General features: G+C 67.3%; 20 protein-coding genes. 12 read left to right on the forward strand and 8 right to left on the reverse strand.

Annotation, left to right across the window (positions count from 1 at the left end):
• The first annotated feature begins 98 nt into the window (after window positions 1–98).
• From ileS to AC1DJH_RS05500, 9 genes are all read left to right on the forward strand, one after another.
• A complete protein-coding gene (ileS, locus tag AC1DJH_RS05460; RefSeq protein WP_478184963.1) occupies window positions 99–2,948 on the forward strand; it encodes an isoleucine--tRNA ligase in 2,850 nt (949 codons plus the stop codon).
• Window positions 2,948–3,460 carry a signal peptidase II gene (gene lspA / locus AC1DJH_RS05465; protein ID WP_472116193.1) on the forward strand — a complete coding sequence of 171 codons (513 nt, stop codon included), beginning with the start codon at window positions 2,948–2,950 and terminating at the stop codon, window positions 3,458–3,460. Before ileS ends, lspA begins: the two co-directional genes overlap by 1 nt.
• Before the next feature lie 164 nt (window positions 3,461–3,624).
• Window positions 3,625–4,644 carry a LacI family DNA-binding transcriptional regulator gene (locus AC1DJH_RS05470; RefSeq protein WP_478184964.1) on the forward strand — a complete coding sequence of 340 codons (1,020 nt, stop codon included), beginning with the start codon at window positions 3,625–3,627 and terminating at the stop codon, window positions 4,642–4,644.
• A 55-nt stretch (window positions 4,645–4,699) separates the two neighbouring features.
• Window positions 4,700–5,710 (forward strand): ABC transporter substrate-binding protein, encoded by a 1,011-nt coding sequence (locus AC1DJH_RS05475; protein ID WP_435493838.1) that lies wholly within the window; start codon window positions 4,700–4,702, stop codon window positions 5,708–5,710.
• 15 nt (window positions 5,711–5,725) lie between these two features.
• Window positions 5,726–6,556: an ABC transporter permease gene (locus AC1DJH_RS05480; RefSeq protein WP_478184965.1), complete on the forward strand. Its 831-nt coding sequence runs from the start codon at window positions 5,726–5,728 to the stop codon at window positions 6,554–6,556.
• Between the two features lie 19 nt (window positions 6,557–6,575).
• On the forward strand, window positions 6,576–7,376 hold the full coding sequence (locus AC1DJH_RS05485; protein ID WP_478184966.1) for an ABC transporter permease: 801 nt from the start codon (window positions 6,576–6,578) through the stop codon (window positions 7,374–7,376).
• Window positions 7,366–8,412, forward strand: coding sequence for an ABC transporter ATP-binding protein (locus tag AC1DJH_RS05490; protein ID WP_478184967.1), 1,047 nt, complete (start codon window positions 7,366–7,368; stop codon window positions 8,410–8,412). The genes AC1DJH_RS05485 and AC1DJH_RS05490 overlap by 11 nt, the downstream gene beginning before the upstream one ends.
• The gene (locus AC1DJH_RS05495) at window positions 8,409–9,269 is read left to right on the forward strand and encodes a phosphodiesterase (protein ID WP_478184968.1); all 861 of its coding nucleotides are present in this window, start codon (window positions 8,409–8,411) and stop codon (window positions 9,267–9,269) included. The genes AC1DJH_RS05490 and AC1DJH_RS05495 overlap by 4 nt, the downstream gene beginning before the upstream one ends.
• A 64-nt stretch (window positions 9,270–9,333) precedes the next feature.
• Window positions 9,334–10,995: a Na/Pi cotransporter family protein gene (locus AC1DJH_RS05500; protein ID WP_435440625.1), complete on the forward strand. Its 1,662-nt coding sequence runs from the start codon at window positions 9,334–9,336 to the stop codon at window positions 10,993–10,995.
• A gap of 44 nt (window positions 10,996–11,039) precedes the next feature.
• On the opposite strand, the gene AC1DJH_RS05505 is transcribed toward AC1DJH_RS05500, so the two are convergent.
• A complete protein-coding gene (locus AC1DJH_RS05505) occupies window positions 11,040–12,044 on the reverse strand; it encodes a bile acid:sodium symporter family protein (protein ID WP_478184969.1) in 1,005 nt (334 codons plus the stop codon).
• A 70-nt stretch (window positions 12,045–12,114) separates the two neighbouring features.
• Between AC1DJH_RS05505 and AC1DJH_RS05510 the strand changes: the two genes are divergently transcribed.
• The gene (locus tag AC1DJH_RS05510) at window positions 12,115–13,047 is read left to right on the forward strand and encodes a LysR family transcriptional regulator (RefSeq protein WP_478184970.1); all 933 of its coding nucleotides are present in this window, start codon (window positions 12,115–12,117) and stop codon (window positions 13,045–13,047) included.
• On the opposite strand, the gene AC1DJH_RS05515 is transcribed toward AC1DJH_RS05510, so the two are convergent.
• Together AC1DJH_RS05515 and AC1DJH_RS05520 are read right to left on the reverse strand one after the other, a co-directional pair.
• A complete protein-coding gene (locus AC1DJH_RS05515; protein ID WP_472117443.1) occupies window positions 12,998–13,426 on the reverse strand; it encodes a response regulator in 429 nt (142 codons plus the stop codon). The two genes, AC1DJH_RS05510 and AC1DJH_RS05515, sit on opposite strands and share 50 nt — an antisense overlap.
• Before the next feature lie 159 nt (window positions 13,427–13,585).
• Entirely contained in the window at window positions 13,586–14,572 is a 987-nt protein-coding gene (locus tag AC1DJH_RS05520; RefSeq protein ID WP_478184971.1) for a quinone oxidoreductase family protein, read from the reverse strand.
• A gap of 104 nt (window positions 14,573–14,676) precedes the next feature.
• Here AC1DJH_RS05520 and AC1DJH_RS05525 point away from each other — a divergent pair, with 104 nt between their 5' ends.
• A complete protein-coding gene (locus AC1DJH_RS05525) occupies window positions 14,677–15,621 on the forward strand; it encodes a DMT family transporter (protein ID WP_478184972.1) in 945 nt (314 codons plus the stop codon).
• Here the strand turns inward: AC1DJH_RS05525 and AC1DJH_RS05530 are convergent.
• The 4 genes from AC1DJH_RS05530 to AC1DJH_RS05545 are packed head-to-tail and all read right to left on the reverse strand — an operon-like array spanning window position 15,615 to window position 20,034.
• Window positions 15,615–16,406 carry an SDR family oxidoreductase gene (locus AC1DJH_RS05530; protein WP_478184973.1) on the reverse strand — a complete coding sequence of 264 codons (792 nt, stop codon included), beginning with the start codon at window positions 16,404–16,406 and terminating at the stop codon, window positions 15,615–15,617. The genes AC1DJH_RS05525 and AC1DJH_RS05530 overlap by 7 nt on opposite strands.
• Window positions 16,407–16,417: 11 nt before the next feature.
• Complete coding sequence (locus AC1DJH_RS05535) at window positions 16,418–17,386, reverse strand: DMT family transporter (protein ID WP_478184974.1); 969 nt, start codon at window positions 17,384–17,386, stop codon at window positions 16,418–16,420.
• Window positions 17,387–17,432: 46 nt separating this feature from the next.
• Complete coding sequence (locus AC1DJH_RS05540; protein ID WP_478184975.1) at window positions 17,433–19,046, reverse strand: gamma-glutamyltransferase family protein; 1,614 nt, start codon at window positions 19,044–19,046, stop codon at window positions 17,433–17,435.
• A gap of 16 nt (window positions 19,047–19,062) precedes the next feature.
• Window positions 19,063–20,034 carry a Bug family tripartite tricarboxylate transporter substrate binding protein gene (locus AC1DJH_RS05545; RefSeq protein WP_472116888.1) on the reverse strand — a complete coding sequence of 324 codons (972 nt, stop codon included), beginning with the start codon at window positions 20,032–20,034 and terminating at the stop codon, window positions 19,063–19,065.
• Window positions 20,035–20,131: 97 nt separating this feature from the next.
• Here AC1DJH_RS05545 and AC1DJH_RS05550 point away from each other — a divergent pair, with 97 nt between their 5' ends.
• Window positions 20,132–21,061: a LysR family transcriptional regulator gene (locus AC1DJH_RS05550; protein WP_478184976.1), complete on the forward strand. Its 930-nt coding sequence runs from the start codon at window positions 20,132–20,134 to the stop codon at window positions 21,059–21,061.
• 45 nt (window positions 21,062–21,106) lie between these two features.
• On the opposite strand, the gene AC1DJH_RS05555 is transcribed toward AC1DJH_RS05550, so the two are convergent.
• Window positions 21,107–21,606: tripartite tricarboxylate transporter permease (locus tag AC1DJH_RS05555; RefSeq protein WP_478184977.1), on the reverse strand; the 500-nt coding region annotated here is incomplete at its 5' end.

Genomic DNA, 21,606 nt, shown 5'->3' on the forward strand with positions numbered 1-21,606 from the left:
AGGGCGAACGGCTTTATCTTCCGCACCGACACGCTCCTTTTTTCCCCGGGCAGTTCGGGCCGAGCCTGTCGGAGCCCCCTGTTTCGCCGCACCCCACCATGTCTGACGCTGCTTCCCCCAAAGATTACCGTTCCACGCTGAACCTGCCCGACACCCCCTTCCCGATGCGCGGCGACCTGCCCAAGCGCGAACCGGGCTGGGTGAAGGAGTGGAACGACGAAGGCCGCTACCACCGCCTGCGCGACGCCCGCCACGGCGCGCCCAAGTTCATCCTGCACGACGGCCCGCCGTACGCCAACGGCCAGATCCACATGGGTCACGCCGTGAACAAGATCCTGAAGGACATGATCACCAAGGCGCGCCAGCTCGAAGGCTTCGACGCGCTCTACGTGCCCGGCTGGGACTGCCACGGCCTGCCGATCGAGAACGCCATCGAAAAGCAGTTCGGCCGCAACCTGAGCCGCGACGAGATGCAGGCCAAGAGCCGTGCCTTCGCCACGGAGCAGATCGCCCAGCAGATGGTCGACTTCCAGCGCCTGGGCGTGCTGGGCGAATGGGACCATCCGTACAAGACCATGGACTTCGCCAATGAAGCCGGCGAGCTGCGCGCGTTCAAGCGCGTGATCGAACGCGGCTTCGTGTACCGCGGCCTGAAGCCCGTGTACTGGTGCTTCGACTGCGGCTCCTCGCTGGCCGAGTTCGAAATCGAATACGCCGACAAGAAGAGCCAGACCATCGACGTGGCCTTCAAGGCGCACGAGCGCGAGAAGGTGCTCAAGGCCTTCGGCACCGACCACACCATCCTCGGCGACATCTTCGCGGTGATCTGGACCACCACCGCGTGGACCATCCCGGCCAACCAGGCGATCAACCTCAACCCCGAGATCGAATACTCGCTGGTCGACACCGAGCGCGGCCTGCTGATCCTGGCCAACTCGCTGGTCGAGATGTGCATGACGCGCTATGCGCTGGACGGCAAGGTGCTGGCCACCGTCAAGGGCGAGCAGCTCGGCGGCCTCGAATTCGAGCACCCGCTGTACGACGTGGATGCCGGCTACCAGCGCCTGTCGCCGGTGTACCTGGCCGACTACGCCACCGCCACCGACGGCACCGGCCTCGTGCACTCCTCGCCCGCCTACGGCGTGGACGACTTCAACTCCTGCGTGGCGCACGGCGTGGCGTACGACGACATCCTGAACCCGGTGCAGGGCAACGGCAGCTACGCGCCCGACTTCCCGCTGTTCGGCGGCCAGAACATCTGGAAGGCCGTGCCGGTGATCATCGCCGCGCTGCGCGACGCCAACCGCCTGCTGACCACCGAGACCATCACCCACAGCTACCCGCACTGCTGGCGCCACAAGACGCCGGTGATCTACCGCGCCGCGGCGCAGTGGTTCATCCGCATGGACGAAGGCGAAGGCGTGTTCACCAAGGACAAGGCCCCCAAGACGCTGCGCCAGACCGCGCTCGACGCCATCGAGCAGACCAGCTTCTATCCGGAGAACGGCAAGGCGCGACTGCACGACATGATCGCCGGGCGGCCCGACTGGTGCATCAGCCGCCAGCGCAGCTGGGGCGTGCCGATCCCCTTCTTCCTGCACAAGGATTCGGGCGAGCTGCATCCGCGCACCATGGAAATCCTCGACCAGGCCGCCGACATCGTCGAGAAGGGCGGCATCGAGGCCTGGAGCCGCGTGACGGTCGAAGAGATCCTGGGCGCCGAAGATGCGCCGAGCTACACCAAGAGCACCGACATCCTCGAGGTGTGGTTCGACTCGGGCTCGACCTTCTATCACGTGCTGCGCGGCACGCACCCCACGGTGCATCACGAGACCGGCCCCGAAGCCGACCTGTACCTCGAGGGCCACGACCAGCACCGCGGCTGGTTCCATTCGTCGCTGCTGATCGCCTGCGCCCTGGAAGACCGCGCGCCGTACCGCGGCCTGCTCACGCACGGCTTCACGGTGGATTCCAAGGGAATCAAGATGAGCAAGTCGCTCAAGAACGGCATCGACCCGCAGGAAATCAGCAGCAAGCTGGGCGCGGAAATCATCCGCCTGTGGGTGGCTGCGAGCGACTACTCGGGCGACATCGCGGGCGACGACAAGATCCTCGCGCGCGTGGTCGATGCGTACCGCCGCATCCGCAACACGCTGCGCTTCCTGATGGCCAACACCAGCGACTTCGACATCGCGAAGGACGCGGTGCCGCTCGACCAGCTGTTCGAGATCGACCGCTACGCCATGGCGCGCGCGGCGAAGTTCCAGGCCGAGATCCTCGCGCACTACAAGGTGTACGAGTTCCATCCCGTGGTGGCCAAGCTGCAGATCTACTGCTCGGAAGACCTGGGCGGCTTCTACCTCGACATCCTGAAGGACCGGCTCTACACGTCGGCGCCGGGTTCGCTGGCGCGCCGCAGCGCGCAGACGGCGCTGTGGCACATCTCGCAAGCCATGCTGCGCTGGATGGCGCCGTTCCTGAGCTTCACGGCCGAGGAGGCCTGGAAGTTCGTGGGCACCGGCAAGCCGGGCGAATCGATCTTCACGCAGACCTACAGCCAGTTCGACGCACCTGACGAGGCGCTGCTCGCCAAGTGGGGCCGCATCCGCGAGATCCGCGATGCGGTGAACAAGGACATCGAGGCGGTGCGCGCCGAAGGCAAGGTGGGTTCGTCGCTGCAGGCCGACCTGCAGGTGACGGCGCCGGCCGACGACTTCGCGCTGCTGGGCTCGCTGGGCGAGGACCTGAAGTTCGTCTTCATCACCTCGGCCATCGCGTTGGCCGCGGGTGAAACGCTGGCGACGGTGGTCACGCCGAGCACCGCGCAGAAGTGCGAGCGCTGCTGGCACTACCGCGACGACGTGGGCCAGGACGCGGCCCATCCGACGATCTGCGGGCGTTGCACGAGCAACCTGTTCGGCGCCGGCGAATCGCGGAGCTTTGCCTGATGGCCGCCGCTCGCTCCATGTCGGCGTCGCGCTCGCGCGCCGGCAGCATCTGGCCCTGGCTCGGGCTGGCGCTGATCATCGTGATCATCGACCAGTTCACCAAGACGCTGATCCTGGGCTACTACAAGCTCGGTGACGCGACCTACGTGACGAGCTTCTTCAATGTCGTGCGCGCGCACAACACGGGGGCGGCCTTTTCGTTCCTCGCCGATCACTCGGGGTGGCAGCGCTGGTTCTTCACGGCCATCGGCGTGGCCGCGGCGATCTTCATCGTGTGGATGCTTCGCTCGCATGCGGGGCAGAAGCTGTTCTCGTTTTCGATGGCCTGCATCCTGGGCGGCGCCATTGGCAACGTGGTCGACCGGATGATGCACGGCTACGTCGTGGACTTTCTGAGCTTTCACCTGGGCAACTGGTATTTCCCGGCGTTCAATGCGGCGGACAGCGCCATCACGCTGGGCGCGATCTGCCTGATCGTCGACGAGATCCGGCGGGTGCGCCGGGGCAAGTAAGCAAGTTTCTCAAGGGGCCCATGGGCCCCTTCTTCTTTTGGGGGTCGCGCCACCTTCGCCAGGTGCCGAGGGTTTGTCCCCGCTTCAAAGCTGTCATCGCAAAGTCATACTGCCGCGGTCCAATGTAATCGATTACATGAACACCGATCACTGACTTTCGCACGATGAGCATCCAAGCCGTAGCCGCCAAAGCAGGGGTCTCCGTGGCCACCGTGTCGCGGGCCTTCAATTTCCCCGACAAGGTGACGCCCGCCACGCGCGAGCTGGTGGAGCGCGTGGCGCGCGAGCTCAACTACCTGCCGAACGCCAGCGCACGCACCTTGCGCACCCAGCGCAGCCGCGTGCTCGGCGTGGTGCTGCCCACGCTGCTGAACCCGACCTTCGCCGAGTGCCTGCAGGGCATTGCGCGCGCCGCCGTCGCGGGCGGCTACGCGATCATTCCGGTCACCACCGGCTACCAGCTGGACGAAGAGGAGCGCGCCGTGCACCTGCTGCTGGCGGGCAACGTCGACGGGCTGATCCTCGTGGTGTCGAACCCCTCCACATCGGCCACCCTGCCCCGTCTGCAGGCCGCGGGCGTGCCCTATGTGCTGGCCTACAACCGCCACCCCGACCATCCGTGCGTGTCGGTCGACAGCGAAGGCGCCGTGGCCGATGCGGTGACGCGGCTCGTGCTGCTGGGCCACCGGCGCATCGCGATGGTCAGCGGCACGCTGGCCGCGTCGGACCGCGCGCAGCAGCGCTACCGCGGCTACCAGCGGGGCATGGCGGAAGCCGGCCTCGAGGCGCCGGCGCTCGTCGAGGTGCCCTTCGTCGAAACCGCCGTCGATGCCCTTTCCCGCCAGCTGCAGATGCGCAACCGCCCCACCGCCCTCGTCTGCTCGAACGACCTGCTGGCCATTCGCAGCATCCGCGCCGCGCACTTCAGCGGCCTGTCGGTGCCCGACGACCTGAGCGTGGTCGGCTTCGACGGCATTGCGCTGGGCGAAGACCTCACGCCCGCGCTCACCACCATCGCGCAACCCAACAGCGACATCGGCCGCCACAGCGTCGAGTTGCTGATGCAGGCCATGGCCGGCGGCACCGCGCTGCGGGCCGATGCCAGCCTGCTGCTGCCCCATGCCTTCCGAGACGGCGAGTCGTGCGCTTGCGCGCGCGAAGACAACAACGCCGCAGTGTCCTGACCTGACCCCCCTCTGTCCCTCGTCCTCCGACCACACCCCTCCAAGGAGCTCCCGCATGTCTCTTCGCCTCCAACGATTCGCCCGCCTCGGCGTGCTGGCCGCGGCATTCGCCGCCGGCGGCGCCATGGCACAGACCGCCATTTGCTACAACTGCCCCACCGAGTGGGCCGACTGGGGCACGCAGCTCAAGGCCATCAAGGCCAAGACCGGCGTCACCGTGCCGGCCGACAACAAGAACTCGGGCCAGTCGCTCGCGCAGCTGACGGCCGAAAAGGCCAGCCCCATCGCCGACGTGACCTACCTCGGCGTGACCTTCGCGGTGCAGGCCGCGAAGGACGGCCTGGTCGAGCCCTACAAGCCCGCCGCCTGGAAAGACATTCCCGACGGCCTGAAGGACCCGGCCGGCAACTGGTTCACCATCCACTCGGGCACGCTCGGCTTCATGGTCAACGTCGACGCGCTCAAGGGCAAGCCGGTTCCCAAGTCGTGGGCCGACCTGCTCAAGCCCGAGTACAAGGGCCTGATCGGCTACCTCGACCCGGCCTCGGCCTTCGTGGGCTATGTCGGCGCGGTCGCCGTGAACGAAGCGCGCGGCGGCACGCTGGACAACTTCAAGCCGGCCATCGACTACTTCAAGGCACTGCAGAAGAACGAGCCCATCGTGCCCAAGCAGACCTCGTACGCACGCGTGCTGTCGGGTGAAATCGCGATCCTGCTCGACTACGACTTCAACGCCTACCGCGCCAAGTACAAGGACAAGGCCAACGTCGCCTTCGTCATTCCGAGCGAAGGCACGCTGGCGGTGCCCTACGTGATGAGCCTGGTCGCCAAGGCTCCGCACGCGGCCGATGCGAAGAAGGTGCTCGACTTCACGCTGTCCGACGAAGGCCAGGCCATCTGGGCTAAGGCCTACCTGCGGCCGGTGCGCGCCAGCGCCATGCCCAAGGACATCGAGGCGCAGTTCCTGCCCGCCAGCGAATACGCCCGCGCCAAGAGCGTGGACTACGGCCGCATGGCGGCTGCGCAGCGCGCCTTCTCCGACCAGTACCTGAAGGAAGTGCGCTGAGTCGCACCGCATGAGATGACGCAAGCCGCCACCTCCAACGCCTGGAACCCGCGCTGGCGGCTGCTGGCCTGCGTCGCTCCCGCGGCCGCTTTCTTCGCGGCCTTCTGGCTGCTGCCGGTGGTGCGCCTGCTGACGCTGCCGGCCGACAAGGGCTGGGCCACCTACTTCGCCGTACTGACCGATTCGCGCTACCTCACGAGCATGGCCAACACCGTCGCGCTCTCGGTGGCCGTGACCTTGACCACGCTGGGGCTGGGCGCGGCGGTAGGCATCTACCTCGCGCGCCACACGTTCGCCGGCAAGCGCATGCTGCTGTCGCTGCTCACGCTGCCGCTGTCGTTCCCGGGCGTGATCATCGGCTTCTTCGTGATCCTGCTGGGCGGGCGGCAGGGCGTGGTGGCCGACCTGAGCGACAGCCTGATCGGCCAACGCATCACCTTCGCCTACGGCCTGCTCAGGCTGTTCCTGGCCTACCTGTATTTCTCGTTGCCGCGCGCCATCGCCACCTACGCCGCCGCGGCCGAGTCGATGAACACGCAGCTCGAGGAGGCCGCGCGTTCGCTCGGTGCATCGCGCCTGCGCGTGGCGCGCGACGTGTGGATGCCCGAGCTCGCGCCCACCACCCTGGCCTGCGGCGCCATCCTGTTCGCCACTTCCATGGGCGCCTTCGGCACGGCCTTCACGCTGGCCAGCAAGTTCGAGGTGATCCCCATCACCATCTACAACGAGTTCACCAACTACGCCAACTTCGCGCTCGCCGCGTCGCTGTCGATCTCGCTGGGCATCGTGACCTGGCTGGTGCTGTTCGTGGCGCGCCGCTTCGGCGCGAACCCCGTCGCACGCTGAACGCCGAAGCCCACGCACCATGCGAAACAACACACACGCCAAGGCGCCCTTCCTGCTGGCCGTCACGGTCATCGTGAGCCTGTTCATGATCTCGCCGATGCTGCTGTCGGTCATGGCGGGCCTCGTCAACAACTACAGCGTCGGACTGAAAAGCGGCCTCACCCTGCGCTGGCTCGCCGAGGTGTGGGAGAACTACGGCGGCACCGTCGGCTGGTCGATCGCGCTGGCCGTGGCCTGCGTCATCGGCACCGTGGTGCTGGGCGTGCCCTGCGCCTATGCGCTGGCGCGCAGCCGCTCGCGCGCGGCGCGCATCTTCGAAGAGCTGCTGACGCTGCCCGTCGCGGTGCCGGGCCTGGCCACGGCACTCGCCCTGATCCTCGCCTACGGCCAGCTCACCGCCTTTCGCCAGAGCTTCGCGTTCATCCTCGTGGGCCACATGATCTTCACGCTGCCGTTCATGGTGCGCACCGTGAGCTCGGCGTTCCAGCGCGACGACCTGCTGGCGCTCGAAGAAGCCGCGCGCTCGCTGGGCGCCAACTTTCGCCAGCGCTTCATGGGCATCCTGGTGCCGGCCGTGTTCCCTGCCATCGTGGCCGGCAGCCTGATGGTGTTCACGCTGTCGGTGGGCGAATTCAACCTCACCTGGATGCTGCACACGCCGCTCACGCGCACCCTTCCCGTGGGCCTGGCCGACAGCTACGCCTCGATGCGCATCGAGATCGGATCGGCCTACACGCTGGTCTTCTTCGCCGTCATTCTTCCGGTGCTGTGGGGCCTGCAGTACCTTGCCAACCTGATGCAGAAACGCCATGGAACTTGAACGCATCCCTATCGACATTTCGAACTGCGCAAAGACCTATGCCGACGGCACGCGCGGCCTGCAACCCACCGACCTGCGGGTGGAAGCCGGCGAGGTGCTGGCCCTGCTCGGCCCCTCGGGCTGCGGCAAGACCACGCTGCTGCGGCTGATCGCCGGGCTGGAGGCGCCCGACGCGGGCACCCGCATCGTGTTCGGCGACCAGGACGTGACGCAGCGCCCGGTCGAGCACCGCGGCGTGGGCATGGTGTTCCAGAGCTACGCGCTCTTTCCGCAGATGACGGTGGCGGCCAACATCGGCTATGGGCTTCGCATTCGCGGCGTGTCGCCCGCCGAAGAGAAGCGCAGCGTGGGCGAGCTGGTCGACCTGGTGCGCCTGGGCGGGCTGGAGAACAAGCGCCCCGCCGAACTCTCCGGCGGCCAACGGCAGCGCGTGGCGCTGGCGCGTGCCGTGGCCGTGCGCCCGCGCGTGCTGCTGCTCGACGAGCCGCTGGCCGCGCTGGACGCCAAGCTCAAGGAGTCGCTGCGCGACGAACTGGCCGAGCTGCTGCGCCGCCTGCACATCACCGCCATTCACGTCACGCATGACCAGCAAGAGGCGCTGGCCATTGCCGACCGCCTCGCGGTGATGCGCGCCGGGCGCATCGTGCAGGTGGGGCGCGGCGAAGACCTGTACCGCGCCGTTGCCGAGTTCCTGGGCCGCGTCAACCGGCTGGAGCGCGCGGCCGACGCCGTCACGCAGGGCGTTGTCCGACTCGGAGGGTCGAACCTCCCCTGCCCGGGTGCGTGGCGAAGCCATGCGACCCTGCTGGTGCGGCCTGAAGACATCGAGGTCGGTGCACAGCAGCCAGGCTGGGGCGCCGCCACCGTCGAACGCCGCACCTTCCTCGGCGACCGCGTGCAGCTGCACCTGCGCCTGCAAGACCACCCGGTGCTCGTGGCCGACGTCGGTCGCGACAATCCTTTCGCCCCGGGCGACGCGGTGGGTCTGCGCATCCACCCCGAGCGGCTGATGACATCGCAGGAAACCAGCGCATGACGACAACAACGAACAACAAGCTCACCGTTCTGGTCCAGCTGACCGACCTGCACATCCGCGAGCCGGGCCGGCTGGCCTACGGCCGCATCGACACGGCACCGTACCTCGAGCGCGCCGTGCAGTCGGTGCTGGCGCTGCGCCAGCCACCCGACGCAGTGGTCGTCACCGGCGACCTGACCGACTTCGGCCGCGCCGCCGAGTACGAGCACCTTGCCCGCCTGCTCGCCCCGCTGACCATGCCGGTGTACCTGCTGCCTGGCAACCACGACGACCGCGACCAGCTGCGCCGCAGCTTTCCCGGCCATGCGTACCTGGGCTCCGGCGCCGAGACCGGCGGCTTCATCCAGTATTCGGTGCGCGTCGGTCCGCTGCGGCTGCTGACACTGGACACCTGCGTGCCCGGTGCGAGCCATGGGTCGCTGTGCGACCAGCGACTGGCCTGGCTCGAAGTCCAGCTCGACGCGAGCCGCGACGAGCCCGTGGTCGTCGCCATGCACCACCCGCCGTTCCAGACGCTGATCGGCCACATGGACGAGATCGGCCTGCTGCAGGGTGCCGAGGCGCTCGAGGCGCTGCTCTCGCGCTACACGAACGTCGAGCGCGTGATCTGTGGCCACCTGCACCGCGCCATCGACGTGCGCTTCGGCGGCACCATCGCCTCGACGTCGCCGGCGCAGGCCCACCAGGTGTGCCTCGACCTGGCGAGCGACGCGCCCTCGGCCTGGACGCTGGAGCCGCCCGCCTTCCGGGTGCATGCATGGTCCCCTGCCGGTCGACGGCTGGTGACCCATCTGGCGGCCTCTGGGAGCTTCGAAGGCCCTTATCCTTTCCACGACAACGGAGCGCTGATCGACTGAAATGCGTACTGGTGGAAAATGGGGTCAAAACGAACCAAAACGAAAAGGATAGAACCCGACACCCATGAAGCATCTCCTGAATCTGCTCGCGGCCATTGCCTTGCTGGTGTGGGGTACGCAACTCGTTCGAACCGGCGTGCTGCGCGTCTTCGGCGCCAACCTGCGCAAGATCCTCGTGCAGAGCATGCGCAACCGGTTCACGGCCGCCCTGTCGGGCATCGGCGTGACCGCGCTGGTGCAGTCCAGCACCGCCACCTCCCTCATGACCTCGTCCTTCGTCGGGCAGGGCCTGGTCACGCTGCCTGCGGCGCTGGCGGTGATGCGGGGGGCGGACGTGGGCACCGCGCTGATATCGGTGCTGTTCTCGGCCGACCTCTCGTGGCTGTCGCCCATGTTCATCTTCGTGGGCGTGGTGCTGTTCATCACGCGCGCGGACACGGTGGCCGGCCGCGTGGGCCGGGTGCTGATCGGCCTGGGGCTGATGCTGCTGGCCCTCCAACTGGTGGTCGAAGCCACCGAGCCCCTGTTCTCCTCGCCGGCCGTGCGCGCGCTGCTCTCGTCGATCAACAGCGACGTGCTGCTGGAGATCACCATCGGCTCGGTGCTGGCCATCGTGGCCTATTCGAGCCTGGCGGTGGTGCTGCTGGTCGCGGCCATGGCGACCTCGAACGTGGTGCCCCTTGATGTGGCCCTGGGCCTGGTGCTCGGCGCCAACCTCGGCAGCGGCCTGCTGGCGGTGCTGACCACCGCCAAGGCGAGCGTCGCGGTGCGGCAGGTGACCATCGGCAACCTGCTCTTCAAGGCGCTGGGCGTGGCCCTGGTCGCGCCCTTCATCGGCCTGTGGATCCGCTACGTGCAGCCCGAGCTGCCCAACCAGACGCATGGCGTGGTGCTGTTCCACCTGGCGTTCAACGTGGTGATCAGCGTGGGCTTCATCGGCCTCACACAGTGGGTGGCCAAGCTGGTCACCCGGATGCTGCCGACGCCGCAGCAACCCGCGGGTACCAGCCGGCCGCATCACCTCGACCCGTCTGCGCTGTCCACGCCGTCGCTGGCCATTTCGAACGCTGCGCGCGAAGCGCTGCACCAGGCCGACATCGTGGAGACCATGCTCATCGGCGTGCTCGACGTGATCCGCAACAACGACACGCGGCTGTCGCAGGAACTGCGGCAGCTCGACGACACGGTGGACGAGCTGTACTCGGCCATCAAGTACTACATGACGCGCATCTCGCGCGAGGCGCTGGGCGAAGAGGAAAGCCGGCGCTGGACCGACATCATCAGCTTCACGATCAACATGGAGCAGATCGGCGACATCATCGAGCGCGTGATCATCGACGTGGAAGACAAGAAGATCAAGCCGCAGCGCAACTTCTCGCAAGCCGGCATGGCCGAGATTGTCGAGCTGCACGGCCGGCTGGTGGCCAACCTGCGGCTGAGCATGAGCGTGTTCCTGAACGGCAACGTGCGCGACGCGCAGAAGCTGCTGGAAGAAAAGGCGCGCTTCCGCGACCTGGAGCGGGCCTATGCCACGACCCACCTGGACCGGCTGTCGGACCGAACCACGCTGAGCATCGAGACCAGCTCGCTGCACATCGACCTGATCAGCGATTTGAAGCGAATCAATTCGCACATTTGCTCTATTGCTTATCCGATTCTTGAGTCGGCTGGGGCGTTGGCGCCTAGTCGGCTGCGGGAATCTCGGCTTGGGAAGATTGAGGGATAGGTCTGGTTTTTGTTCCGGGGCCGGGACTCGCCCCGGAACCAACCTCAGTCAGCCGCCCCAAGAACACCAGCCTTAGCGGGCACAACCTCCCGCCGCGCATACCGCTGCGCCAACACAGCACACACCATCAACTGCATCTGATGAAACAACATCAGCGGCAAAACAATCGCCCCCACAGCGTGCGATGCAAACAGCACCTTCGCCATCGGAATCCCGCTCGCCAGGCTCTTCTTCGACCCGCAGAACACGATCGTGATCTCATCGGCAACGTCGAAGCCGAACTTGCGCGCCATGAACGTCGTGAGCGTCAAGGCCAGTGCCAGCAAGACCGCACAAACGAGCAGCAAGCCCAGCAGCGCACTCACAGGAATCTGCTTCCAGAGCCCTTCGATCACCGCCGCGCTGAACGCCGTGTAGACCACCAGCAGGATCGAACCCTGGTCGACGAACTTCAGCACCGCCGCCCGCTTCTGCACCCACTTGCCGATCACCGGCCGCAGCAGGTGCCCGGCCAGGAACGGCACCATCAGCTGCAGAAGAATGCGCCCGATCGAATCGAACGAGGAGGTCGCATTGCCGCCGTGCGGCAACACCACGAGGTTCACCAGCACCGGCGTGATGAACACCCCGAGCAGCGTGGACGCCGAGGCACTGCAGATGGCAGCCGGCATGTTCCCGCGCGCCATGGCGGTGAACGCGATGGCCGACTGCACGGTGGCCGGCAGCACGCAGAGAAACAGCACGCCGGTGTACAGGTCGGGCGTCACCAGCGGCGAGAGCACCGGCTTCAGCGCCAGCCCCAGCACGGGGAACAGGACGAAGGTGCTCGCGAACACCAGCAGGTGCAGCCGCCAGTGCGTGATGCCCGCCATGATCGCCTCGCGCGAGAGCTTGGCGCCGTGCAGGAAGAACAGCAGGCCGATCGCGACGGTCGTCAGTCCTTCGAAGAAATGCACAGTGCGCCCGCTGGCGGGCAGCAGGCTTGCAAGGGTCACGACCGAGACGAGCGCGAGCGTGAAGTTGTCGGGGAGAAAGCGTGAGCGGGCCATGACGCGAATTGGACGCCGCCGCCATTCAAAAGAGAAATGGATTTATCGGATGGATATATGATTCCAACGCATGAATGTCACCCTGCGTCAGCTCCGCGTGTTCCGCTCGGTCGCCGAGGGCCGCAACTTCAGCCGGGCTGGGGACCAGGTGGGCCTGAGCCAGCCGGCCGTGAGCCGCTCCATCCTGGAGCTTGAAGGGCAGCTCGGCCTCAAGCTGCTCGACCGCACCACGCGCGAGGTGGTGCTGACCGAGGCCGGCCACGCGCTCGCGGCACGGCTGGACCGGGTGCTCGACGACCTCGACCAGACACTGCAGGACGTGGCCGGCCTCGCCAGCGCGCGCGGCGGCAAGGTGCGGGTGGCGAGCAGCCCCACGCTTTCGGCCAACCTCATGCCGGCCTGCATTGCCACCTGCGCCGAACAGGCGCCCGGCATCCAGTTTCTGCTGCTCGACCGCATCCAGCAGGACGTGCTCGACAGCGTGCGCAGTGGCGAGGTCGACTTCGGCGTGGTCATCGAGCCTTCGGAAGCGGGCGACCTGCACTGCGAGCCGATATTGAACGACCCCTTCGTGCTGGTGCTGCCGCCCACGCACCGGCTCGCGCAAAAAGCGACCGTTTGCTGGAGTGCGCTCGAAGGCGAAGCGCTGGTATTGCTCGACCACGCATCGGGCAGCCGCCGCCTGATCGACCAGGCGCTGGAGCGCCATGGGGCGCATTGCGACGTGAAGCAGCAGCTCGGCCACCCAACCACGATTTTTCGGATGGTGGAAGCCGGCATCGGCATCAGCGTGATGCCGGGCATGTCGTTGCCACCGGAAGGCTTGGCGCAACTGGCCGTTCGCCCGCTGACGCCGCGCGTTCAGCGCGCCGTGATGCTCATCCGCCGCGGCAACCGGGCGCTCTCGCCCTTGGCACAGCATGTGTGGGGCATCGTGCGCGACACCGCCTTGCTCAGTGCGGCAACGTCTTCTGGCGCGACGGCGCCGAAGGCTGAATCTTGAAATGCAACTGCCGCTGCTGCACGCAGTAGTCGATCAGGTCTTCCACCTCGGTGGCCTTGTCGAACACCGCGTCCGCGCCCAGCAAGGTGCACTTGCGGCGCATTTCGGGCGTGGCGTAGTTGCTCAGCACCACCACCTTCTGCGCCGGATCGCGCTCGCGGCAGGCCTCCAGCACGCGGAAACCGGTGCCGTCCTTCAGGAACAGGTCGACGATGGCCAGGTCCCATTGCGAGAGGTTGCCGGCGAGCCAGCGCGTTCCCTCCGCTTCCGTCTCGGCCTGCCCGATGGGGTCGATGCGCGCGACCTCTCGCAGGGTGCCCACGAGGTTTTCCCGGATGGTGGGGTTGTCTTCGACGATGAAGGTGCGAATGGTGGTCATCACGGCTTGCGGCTTGGGCTTGGGCTTGGGCTTGAATGGTGCGCTCATGCGCTTGCGATCTAGGCTACAAAATGCATCCTGCACAAGTCGAAGGCATGACACCCCAGCCCAGGTAGGACAAGTCTGTCGCCATGCACCAGGGCCTCGCCGTACGCAGGCTCAGAGCGTCAGGATGGTGCAGCCCGTGGTCTTGCGCGCTTCCAGGTCGCGGTGCGCCTGCTGTACGTCGGCCAGCGCATAGCGTTGCTCGATCGGGATCTTCACCGCGCCGCTGCGCACCACCGCGAACAGGTCGTCGGCCATGGCCTGCGTGCTTTCGCGCGTGCTCATGTGGGTGAACAGCGTGGGCCGGGTGACGTACAGCGAGCCCTTGGACGCCAGCGTGCCGAGGTTGATCGGCGGCACCGGGCCCGAGCCGTTGCCGAACACCGCCAGCAGGCCGAACGGGCGCAGGCAGTCGATGGAGCCTTCGTAGGTGTCCTTGCCCACCGAGTCGTACACCACCTTCACGCCCTTGCCACCGGTGATCTCCTTCACGCGGGCGGCGAAGTTCTCGGTGCTGTAGTTGATCGCGTGCGCCGCGCCGTGCTCGCGCGCCAGCTTGCACTTGGCGTCGCTGCCGGCCGTGCCGATCAGCTGCAGGCCCAGTGCCTTGGCCCACTGACAGGCGATGAGGCCCACGCCGCCGGCGGCCGCATGGAACAGGATGAAGTCGCCGGCTTGCAGGCCTTCGGCCGGCAGCGTCTTCTTCAGCAGGTACTGCGTGGTCAGGCCCTTGAGCATCATGGCCGCGCCGGTCTCGAAGGAGATGTCGTCGGGCAGCTTGCATACGCACTTGGCCGGCATCACGCGCAGCTCGCAGTAGGCGCCCGGCGGCGGGCTCGCGTAAGCGGCGCGGTCGCCGGCCTTCAGGTGCGTCACGCCCTCGCCCACCGCCTCGACGATGCCCGAGGCCTCCATGCCGAGCTGCAGCGGCATCTGGAACGGGTAGAGCCCGCTGCGCTGGTAGGTGTCGATGAAGTTCAGGCCCACGGCCTTGTGGCGGATGCGGATCTCGCCGGGGCCGGGTTCGCCGACTTCCACGTCGACGATCTTCAGTTCTTCGGGGCCGCCATGGCGGTCGATACGGACGGCTTTGCTGATCATCGTTGGAGTCTCCACGCACTGGAAAAAAGGAAGACGAGCATCCTGCCACGCCCGGGTGTCCCGCGGCAGCGCAGGCCATCATTGCCCGGGTAGAGTCGGCGGCCATGTCGACACCGCAGCAGCACCTCTCGCGCCACGCGCCACTCACAGCCCTGACCGTCCTCCTGCTGCTCGTTCCGCCGCTGCTGTGGGCCAGCAATGCGGTCGTCGGCCGCCTGGTGCGCGACCTGGTGTCGCCGGTCACGCTGAATTTCGTGCGCTGGGTCATCGCCTTCGTGCTGCTGCTTCCGCTGGCCGCACCGGTGCTGCGCCGCGGCAGCCCGCTGTGGGCGCACTGGAAGCGCTATGCAGTGCTCGGGCTGCTGGGCATCGGCCTGTACAACGCCTTCCAGTACCTGGCGCTGCAGACGTCCACACCGATCAACACCACGCTGGTCGGCTCCAGCCTGCCGCTGTGGATGCTCGCGGTGGGCACCCTGTTCTTCGGCGCCCGCGTCAATGCGCGCGAGATCGGCGGCGCGCTGCTGTCGATGGCCGGCGTGCTGCTGGTCCTGAGCCGCGGGGAATGGCGGCAACTGCTCGGCCTGCGGCTGGTGCCCGGCGACCTGTACATGATTGCGGGCACCATCGCCTGGGCCTTCTACAGCTGGCTGCTGGCGCGCACGCACGAGCCGAAGGCGGTGCGCCAGGACTGGGCCGCCTTCCTCATGGCGCAGCTGGTGTTCGGCCTGGCCTGGTCGGGCGCGCTGGCGGCAGGCGAATGGACGCTGACCGACGCGCACATCGACATGGGCTGGCCGCTCGCCGCCGCCATGCTGTTCATCGGCATCGGCCCCGCGCTGGTGGCCTACCGCTGCTGGGGCACGGGCGTGCAGCGCGCGGGCCCGCAGGCGGCGAGCGTCTTCATGAACCTCACGCCGCTGTTCGCGGCGGTGCTGTCGGCGGCCTTCCTGCGCGAGCCGCCGCACTGGTACCACGGGGTGGCGTTCCTGCTGATCGTGGGCGGGATCGTGGTGGCGGCGCGGCGCTCTCGTGAACCCGCTCAGTAGGTACCCGGGTAGGCCCCACCGTCGGCCAGCACGTTCTGCCCGGTCATGTAGCCGGCCTGCTGGCTGCAGAGAAACGCGCAGATGGCGCCGAACTCGGCCGGCGTGCCGAAGCGCTTGGCCGGGATGTTCTTCTTGCGGGCTTCCCACACGGTGTCGAAGTCCTGGCCGGTCTTCTGCGCCGTGCCGGCCATGGTGCCCTTGAGGCGGTCGGTGTCGAAGGAGCCGGGCAGCAGGTTGTTGATGGTCACGCCCTGCGCCGCGATGGGCGTGCGCGCCACGCCGGCCACGAAGCCGGTGAGGCCGCTGCGCGCGCCGTTGGAGAGGCCCAGGATGTCGATGGGCGACTTCACCGAGCTCGACGTGATGTTGACGATACGGCCGAACCCGCGCTGGGCCATGCCGTCCACCGTGGCCTTGATGAGCTCGATGGGCGTGAGCATGTTCGCGTCGACCGCCTTGATCCACGCCTCGCGGTCCCAGGTGCGGAAGTCGCCGGGCGGCGGGCCGCCAGCGTTGGTGACGACGATGTCGAAGTCGTGGCCCAGCGCGAACACGGCCGCGCGGCCGGCTTCGGTGGTGATGTCGGCGGCCACCTGCTTGACGAACGAACCCGATGCGCCGGCCGCTTCGGCCAGCTTCTTCGCGGCCGCATCCAGCGCCTCGGCGCCGCGCGCCACGATCACCACGTTCACGCCTTCGCGCACCAGCGCCTCGGCGCAACCGTAGCCCAACCCCTTGCTCGCGCCGCACACCAGCGCGGTCTTGCCTGCAATACCCAGATCCATGTTGTTTGCTCCTATCGTGCAGGGGCAGGGCGCCCCTTGCGTGTGAAAACGAAGATGCCCGCAATGACGAGCACCGTGCCGGCGGCGATCCACGGCGTGAACGGCTCGCCGAGTATGACCACCCCCATGAGGATGGTGGACAGCGGCCCGATCATGCCGGTTTGCGCCGCCACCGCCGGACCGATGCGCTCGATGGCCATCATCACCATGAGGACGGGCACCGCGGTGCACAGCGTGGCGTTGAGCACCGACAGCCACACGACTTCGGGTGCCACCTCGAAGGCCGCGTTCATCGGCCGTGTCAGCACGAACTGCAGGATGCACAGCAGGCAGGCCACGGTGGTGGCCAGTCCCACGAGCCGCAGCGACCCGAGGCGCTTGACGAACTCGCCGCTGTAGACAAGGTAGCCCGCATAACTCACCGCGCTCAGGAACACCAGGAACGCGCCCCAGGCCGCCGCGCCGCCTCCCTTGCCGCCGCCACCGGTCCACAGCTCGTGGCCGAACACCAGCAGCACCCCGGCATAGCTCACGACCATGCCCAGCACCTGCGGGCGCGTGGCGCGCCGCCGGTACAGGACCCAGCCGAACAGCAGCACCAGCGTGGGGTTGAGATAAAGAATGAGCCGCTCGAAGCTCGCCGAGATGTACGCGAGCCCCGCAAAGTCGAGAAAGCTCGCGAGGTAGTAGCCCGAGAAGCCGAGGCCGAGCACGCCGAGCCAGTCGCGGGCCGTGAGCTTCGGCTTGCCGCGCCCCGCCCACCATGCCATCACCGCAAAGAGCGGCAACGCGAACAGCATGCGCAGCATGATGAGGGTGATGGCGTCCACGCCGTAGCGGTACGCCAGCTTGACGATGATGGCCTTGCCGCTGAACGCGATGGCGCCCAGGGTGGCAAGGACCAGGCCGGACGCGTAGCCCTTTCTGGGCGCGTCGTGAGGGGGAATGGGAATGCCGGCCGAGGCGGCTGTCTTGTTCATCCCCCGATCATCGCGGCAAGCTCGCGCCCTTGCTGCGCCCCCTGGCTCAATACCCCGCAGCCACGCCGTCGCGGCGCGGGTCGCTGGCGGCCACGTAGCCTTCCACCGAAGGTTCGCCCGCGCGCCAGATGAACTGGCCGGCGCCGAAGTCCTGGTAGGAGTCGTTGATCACTTCCAGGTGGTGGCCCAGGTCGCGCAGGCCTTGCAGCGCGGCGGGGTTCATCGCCGCCTCGACGTTGATTTCCAGGCCCGCATTGAAGCGCCAGCGCGGCGCATCGCAGGCGGCCTGCGGGTTCTGCTTGTAGTCGAGCATGCGCACCAGGGTCTGCATGTGGCCCTGCGGCTGCATGTTGCCGCCCATCACACCGAAGCTCATCACCGGCTGGCCGTCCTTGGTGAGGAAGGCCGGAATGATGGTGTGGAACGGGCGCTTGCCCGGCGCCACCACGTTCGGGCTCTCGGCCTTCAGGCTGAAGCCGTGGCCGCGGTTCTGCAGGCTGATGCCGAACTCGGGCTCCACGCAACCCGAGCCGAAGCCCATGAAGTTGCTCTGGATGAAGCTCACCATCATGCCGCTCTCGTCGGCGGCCGTGAGATAGATGGTGCCGCCCTTCACCGGGTTGCCGGCCTTGAAGTCCTGCGCCTTCTTCACGTCGATGAGGCGCGCGCGCGAGGCGAGGTAGGCGTCGTCGAGCATCTGCTCGGTGGTCACTTCCATGGTGCCGCGTTCCGACACGTAGCGGTACACGTCGGCAAAGGCCAGCTTCATCGCTTCGATCTGCAGGTGCTGCGACTGCACCGAGTCGACCGGCAGCGAGGCGATGTCGAACTTCTCGAGGATGCCCAGCGCGATGAGTGCCGCGATGCCCTGCCCGTTCGGCGGAATCTCGTGCAGCGTGTGGCCGCGGTAGTCGCGCGAAATCGGCTTGACCCACTCGGGCTGGTAGGCGGCCAGGTCGGCCACCGTCAGCGCGCCGCCCTGCTCGGCGGAAAACTTGGCCAGCGCCTCGGCGATCTCGCCGTTGTAGTAGGCCTCACCCTTGGTGCGCGCAATGGCCTTGAGCGCACGCGCGGCGGCCGTGAAGCGGAACAGCTCGCCCACTTCGGGCGCGCGGCCCCAAGGCAGGAAGGTCTGCGCGAAGCCCGGCTGCGACTGCAGCACCGGCGTGGCCGCGGCCCACTTGCCCTGCACCACCGGCGGGACCAAATAGCCGCGCTCGGCGATGTCGATGGCCGGCGCCAGCAGGTCGGCGAACGGCAGCTTGCCGAAGCGCTCGCTCATCGCGACCCAGCCGCGCACCGCGCCGGGCACGGTGACCGAGTCGATGCCGCGCATCGGCGGCGTGGTGGCGTCGGCGCCGTACTTGGCCTTGAAGTACTCGGGCGTCCAGGCCTTGGGCGCCGGGCCCGAAGCGTTCAGGCCGTGCAGTTCCTTGCCGTCCCACAGGATGCAGAAGGCGTCGCTGCCCAGGCCGTTGCTCACCGGCTCGACCAGCGTCATCACGGCGGCGGTGGCAATGGCCGCATCGACCGCGTTGCCGCCCTGCTGCAGGATGCGCAGGCCGGCCTGCGAGGCCAGCGGGTGCGAGGTCGAGACCACGTTGCGCGCGAAGATCGGGATGCGCGTGGAGAGGTAGGGATTGTTGAAGTCGAAGTTCATGTCGGCGTGCTCTTCCTTATTCGTTGGTGATCTTGCGCTCGACCACGATCTTTTTCCACTTGGCGGCGTCCACTGCCACCATCTTCGCGAACTGGTCGGGCGTGCCCGGCGTTGCCGGCTCGATGCCCAGGCGCGCGAGCTTTTCCTTGACCTCGGGGTCGGCCAATGCTTCGTTCGCCGCCTTGTTGATGCGCGCCACCAGGTCGGCCGGCAGGTTCTTCGGACCGTAGAAGCCGAACCAGGTGTTCGACTCGTAGCCCGGCAGCGTGTCGGCAATGGGCGGCAGCTCGGGCGCCAGCGGGCTGCGCTTGAGCGAGGTGACGCCCAGCGCGCGCAGGCGGCCGTCGCGCACGTGCGGCATGCCGGTGGGCAACGAGTCGAACAGCACGTCGACCTTGCCGCTGATCAGGTCGGGAATGGCCAGTGCCGTGCCCTTGTACGGAATGTGCGTGACGAACACGCCGGCCTGCGCCTTGAACAGCTCCGCCGTCAGCTGCACGATGGTGCCGTTGCCGCTCGATGCGTAGTTGAGCTTGCCGGGGTTCTTCTTGGCGTAGTCGATCCACTCGCGCACGGTCTTGGCGGGCGAGTTGACCGGCACCAGCATGATGCTGGCCGCGTCGCCCACGTGGGCGATGGGCGTGAAGTCGCGCACCGTGTCGTAGGGCAGCTTGCTGATGGCCGGGCCGATGGAGTGCGTGCTGGTGGTGGCCAGAAGAATGGTGTAGCCGTCGGGCGCAGCCTTGGCGGCCTGGTCGGAGCCGATGGCACCGCCGGCGCCGGGCTTGTTGTCGACCACCAGCGTGGTGCCGAGCTTCTCTCCCATCTTCTGGCCCAGCGTGCGGGCAAAGAGGTCGGTGGCGCCGGCCGCCGGGAACGGCACGATCAGCCGGATGGGCTTGGTCGGGTAGCCCTGGGCCAGGCTGGCGGACGACGCGGCCAGGCACAGCGCAGCGGCAAAGCCTTGAAGGAACTGGATTCTTTTCATGGTGCTGGATTCTGGACCGGTGGAAAAACCTTGCATGCTATTCAGCGCCCGCGCATCAAGCCAGATAATTCTGCTTATTCAACTATGAGCGCTGCTTATGACAAAGAACGCCACTGAAGAGGTCTCGCTGCAGCAGCTTCGCGCGCTGGCGGCGGTGGCCGAAACAGGCAGCTTCACGCTGGCGGCCGAAAGCCTGCAGCTGACCCAGCCGGCGATCAGCCACCTGATCAAGCGCATGGAAGAAGAGCTCGGCCAGCCGTTGGTGGTGCGGGGCCGCCGCATCCAGCTGACGAGCGCGGGCCAGGTGATGGTGGAGACGGCCGTGCGCGCGCTGCGGTTGATCGACGAGTCGGTGGACGCCTGCCGTTCGCAGTCGCAGTTGCGCGAAGGCCGCGTCGTGCTGGCGGTGGGCCACCTGACCGCGGGCGCATTGCTGCCGCCGTTGCTGGGCCGCTTCTCGCAGCAGCACCCGACGCTGGCAACCACGCTGCTCGACAGCACGGCCGAGCAGATGATCTCGCGCGTGCTGTCGCAGGAGGCCGACCTGGGCTTCGGCTCGGACATCGGCCAGAAGCATTCGGAGCTGGCGACGGAGCCGCTTTTTTCCGAGCGCATGGCCTTGTTCGTGCGCGAGGACCATGCGCTGGCGCAGCGCGTGGTGGTCGACGCGCGGCACCTGGAGTCCTTGCCATTCATTCATGTGAATCCGGACGCGAACGTGTGGCGTTCCGTCAGCCGTCAGCTCTCGAGCATGGCCAACGTGTATCCGCGGGTGGTGCATCACGTGTCGATGTTGTCGACGGCCTTCGGCCTGATCCAGGCGGGTGCGGGTGTGGCGCTGTTGCCGCGCTACGTGGAGGTGCTGATGCCGCCCAATCTGCGCGCGGTGGCCGTCACCCGCCCGACGCTGGAGTACCCCGTGGTGGCCGTGCGGCTGGCCAAGCATCCGTTGAGCCCTGCCGCCCTTGCCTTTTTGGCCATGGCGCGCCAGCACATGAAGCCGCCGCGCTCGGGCAAGCCCCAGTAAAAACGGCGCCCGAAGGCGCCGTTTTCAAGGAGCGCAAGGCTCAGGTCATTCCTCGACGAAGGCTTCCTCGCGCTTCGACTTCACCGCGGGCAGCAGCACGATGATCAGCAGCAGTGCAGCCGCAGCCAGCAGGCTCGCCGAGATCGGACGCGTCACGAACACGCTCCAGTCGCCGCGCGACAGCAGCAGCGAACGGCGCAGGTTCTCTTCCATCATCGGGCCCAGGATGAAGCCCAGCAGCAAGGGTGCGGGTTCGCATCCGAGCTTGAAGAAGGTGTAGCCCACCAGACCGAAGATGCCGACCATCCAGATGTCGAAGGTGTTGTTGTTGGTCGAGTACACGCCGATGGCGCAGAACAGCACGATCGCCGGGAACAGGTACTTGTACGGCACCGACAGCAGCTTGATCCACATGCCGATGAGCGGCAGGTTCAGGATGATCAGCATCGCGTTGCCGATCCACATCGAGGCGATCAGGCCCCAGAACAGCTCGGGGTTGCTGGTCATCACCTGCGGGCCGGGCTGGATGTTGTGGATCGTCATGG

The sequence above is a fragment of the Variovorax sp. 10N412 genome, assembly GCF_056394985.1.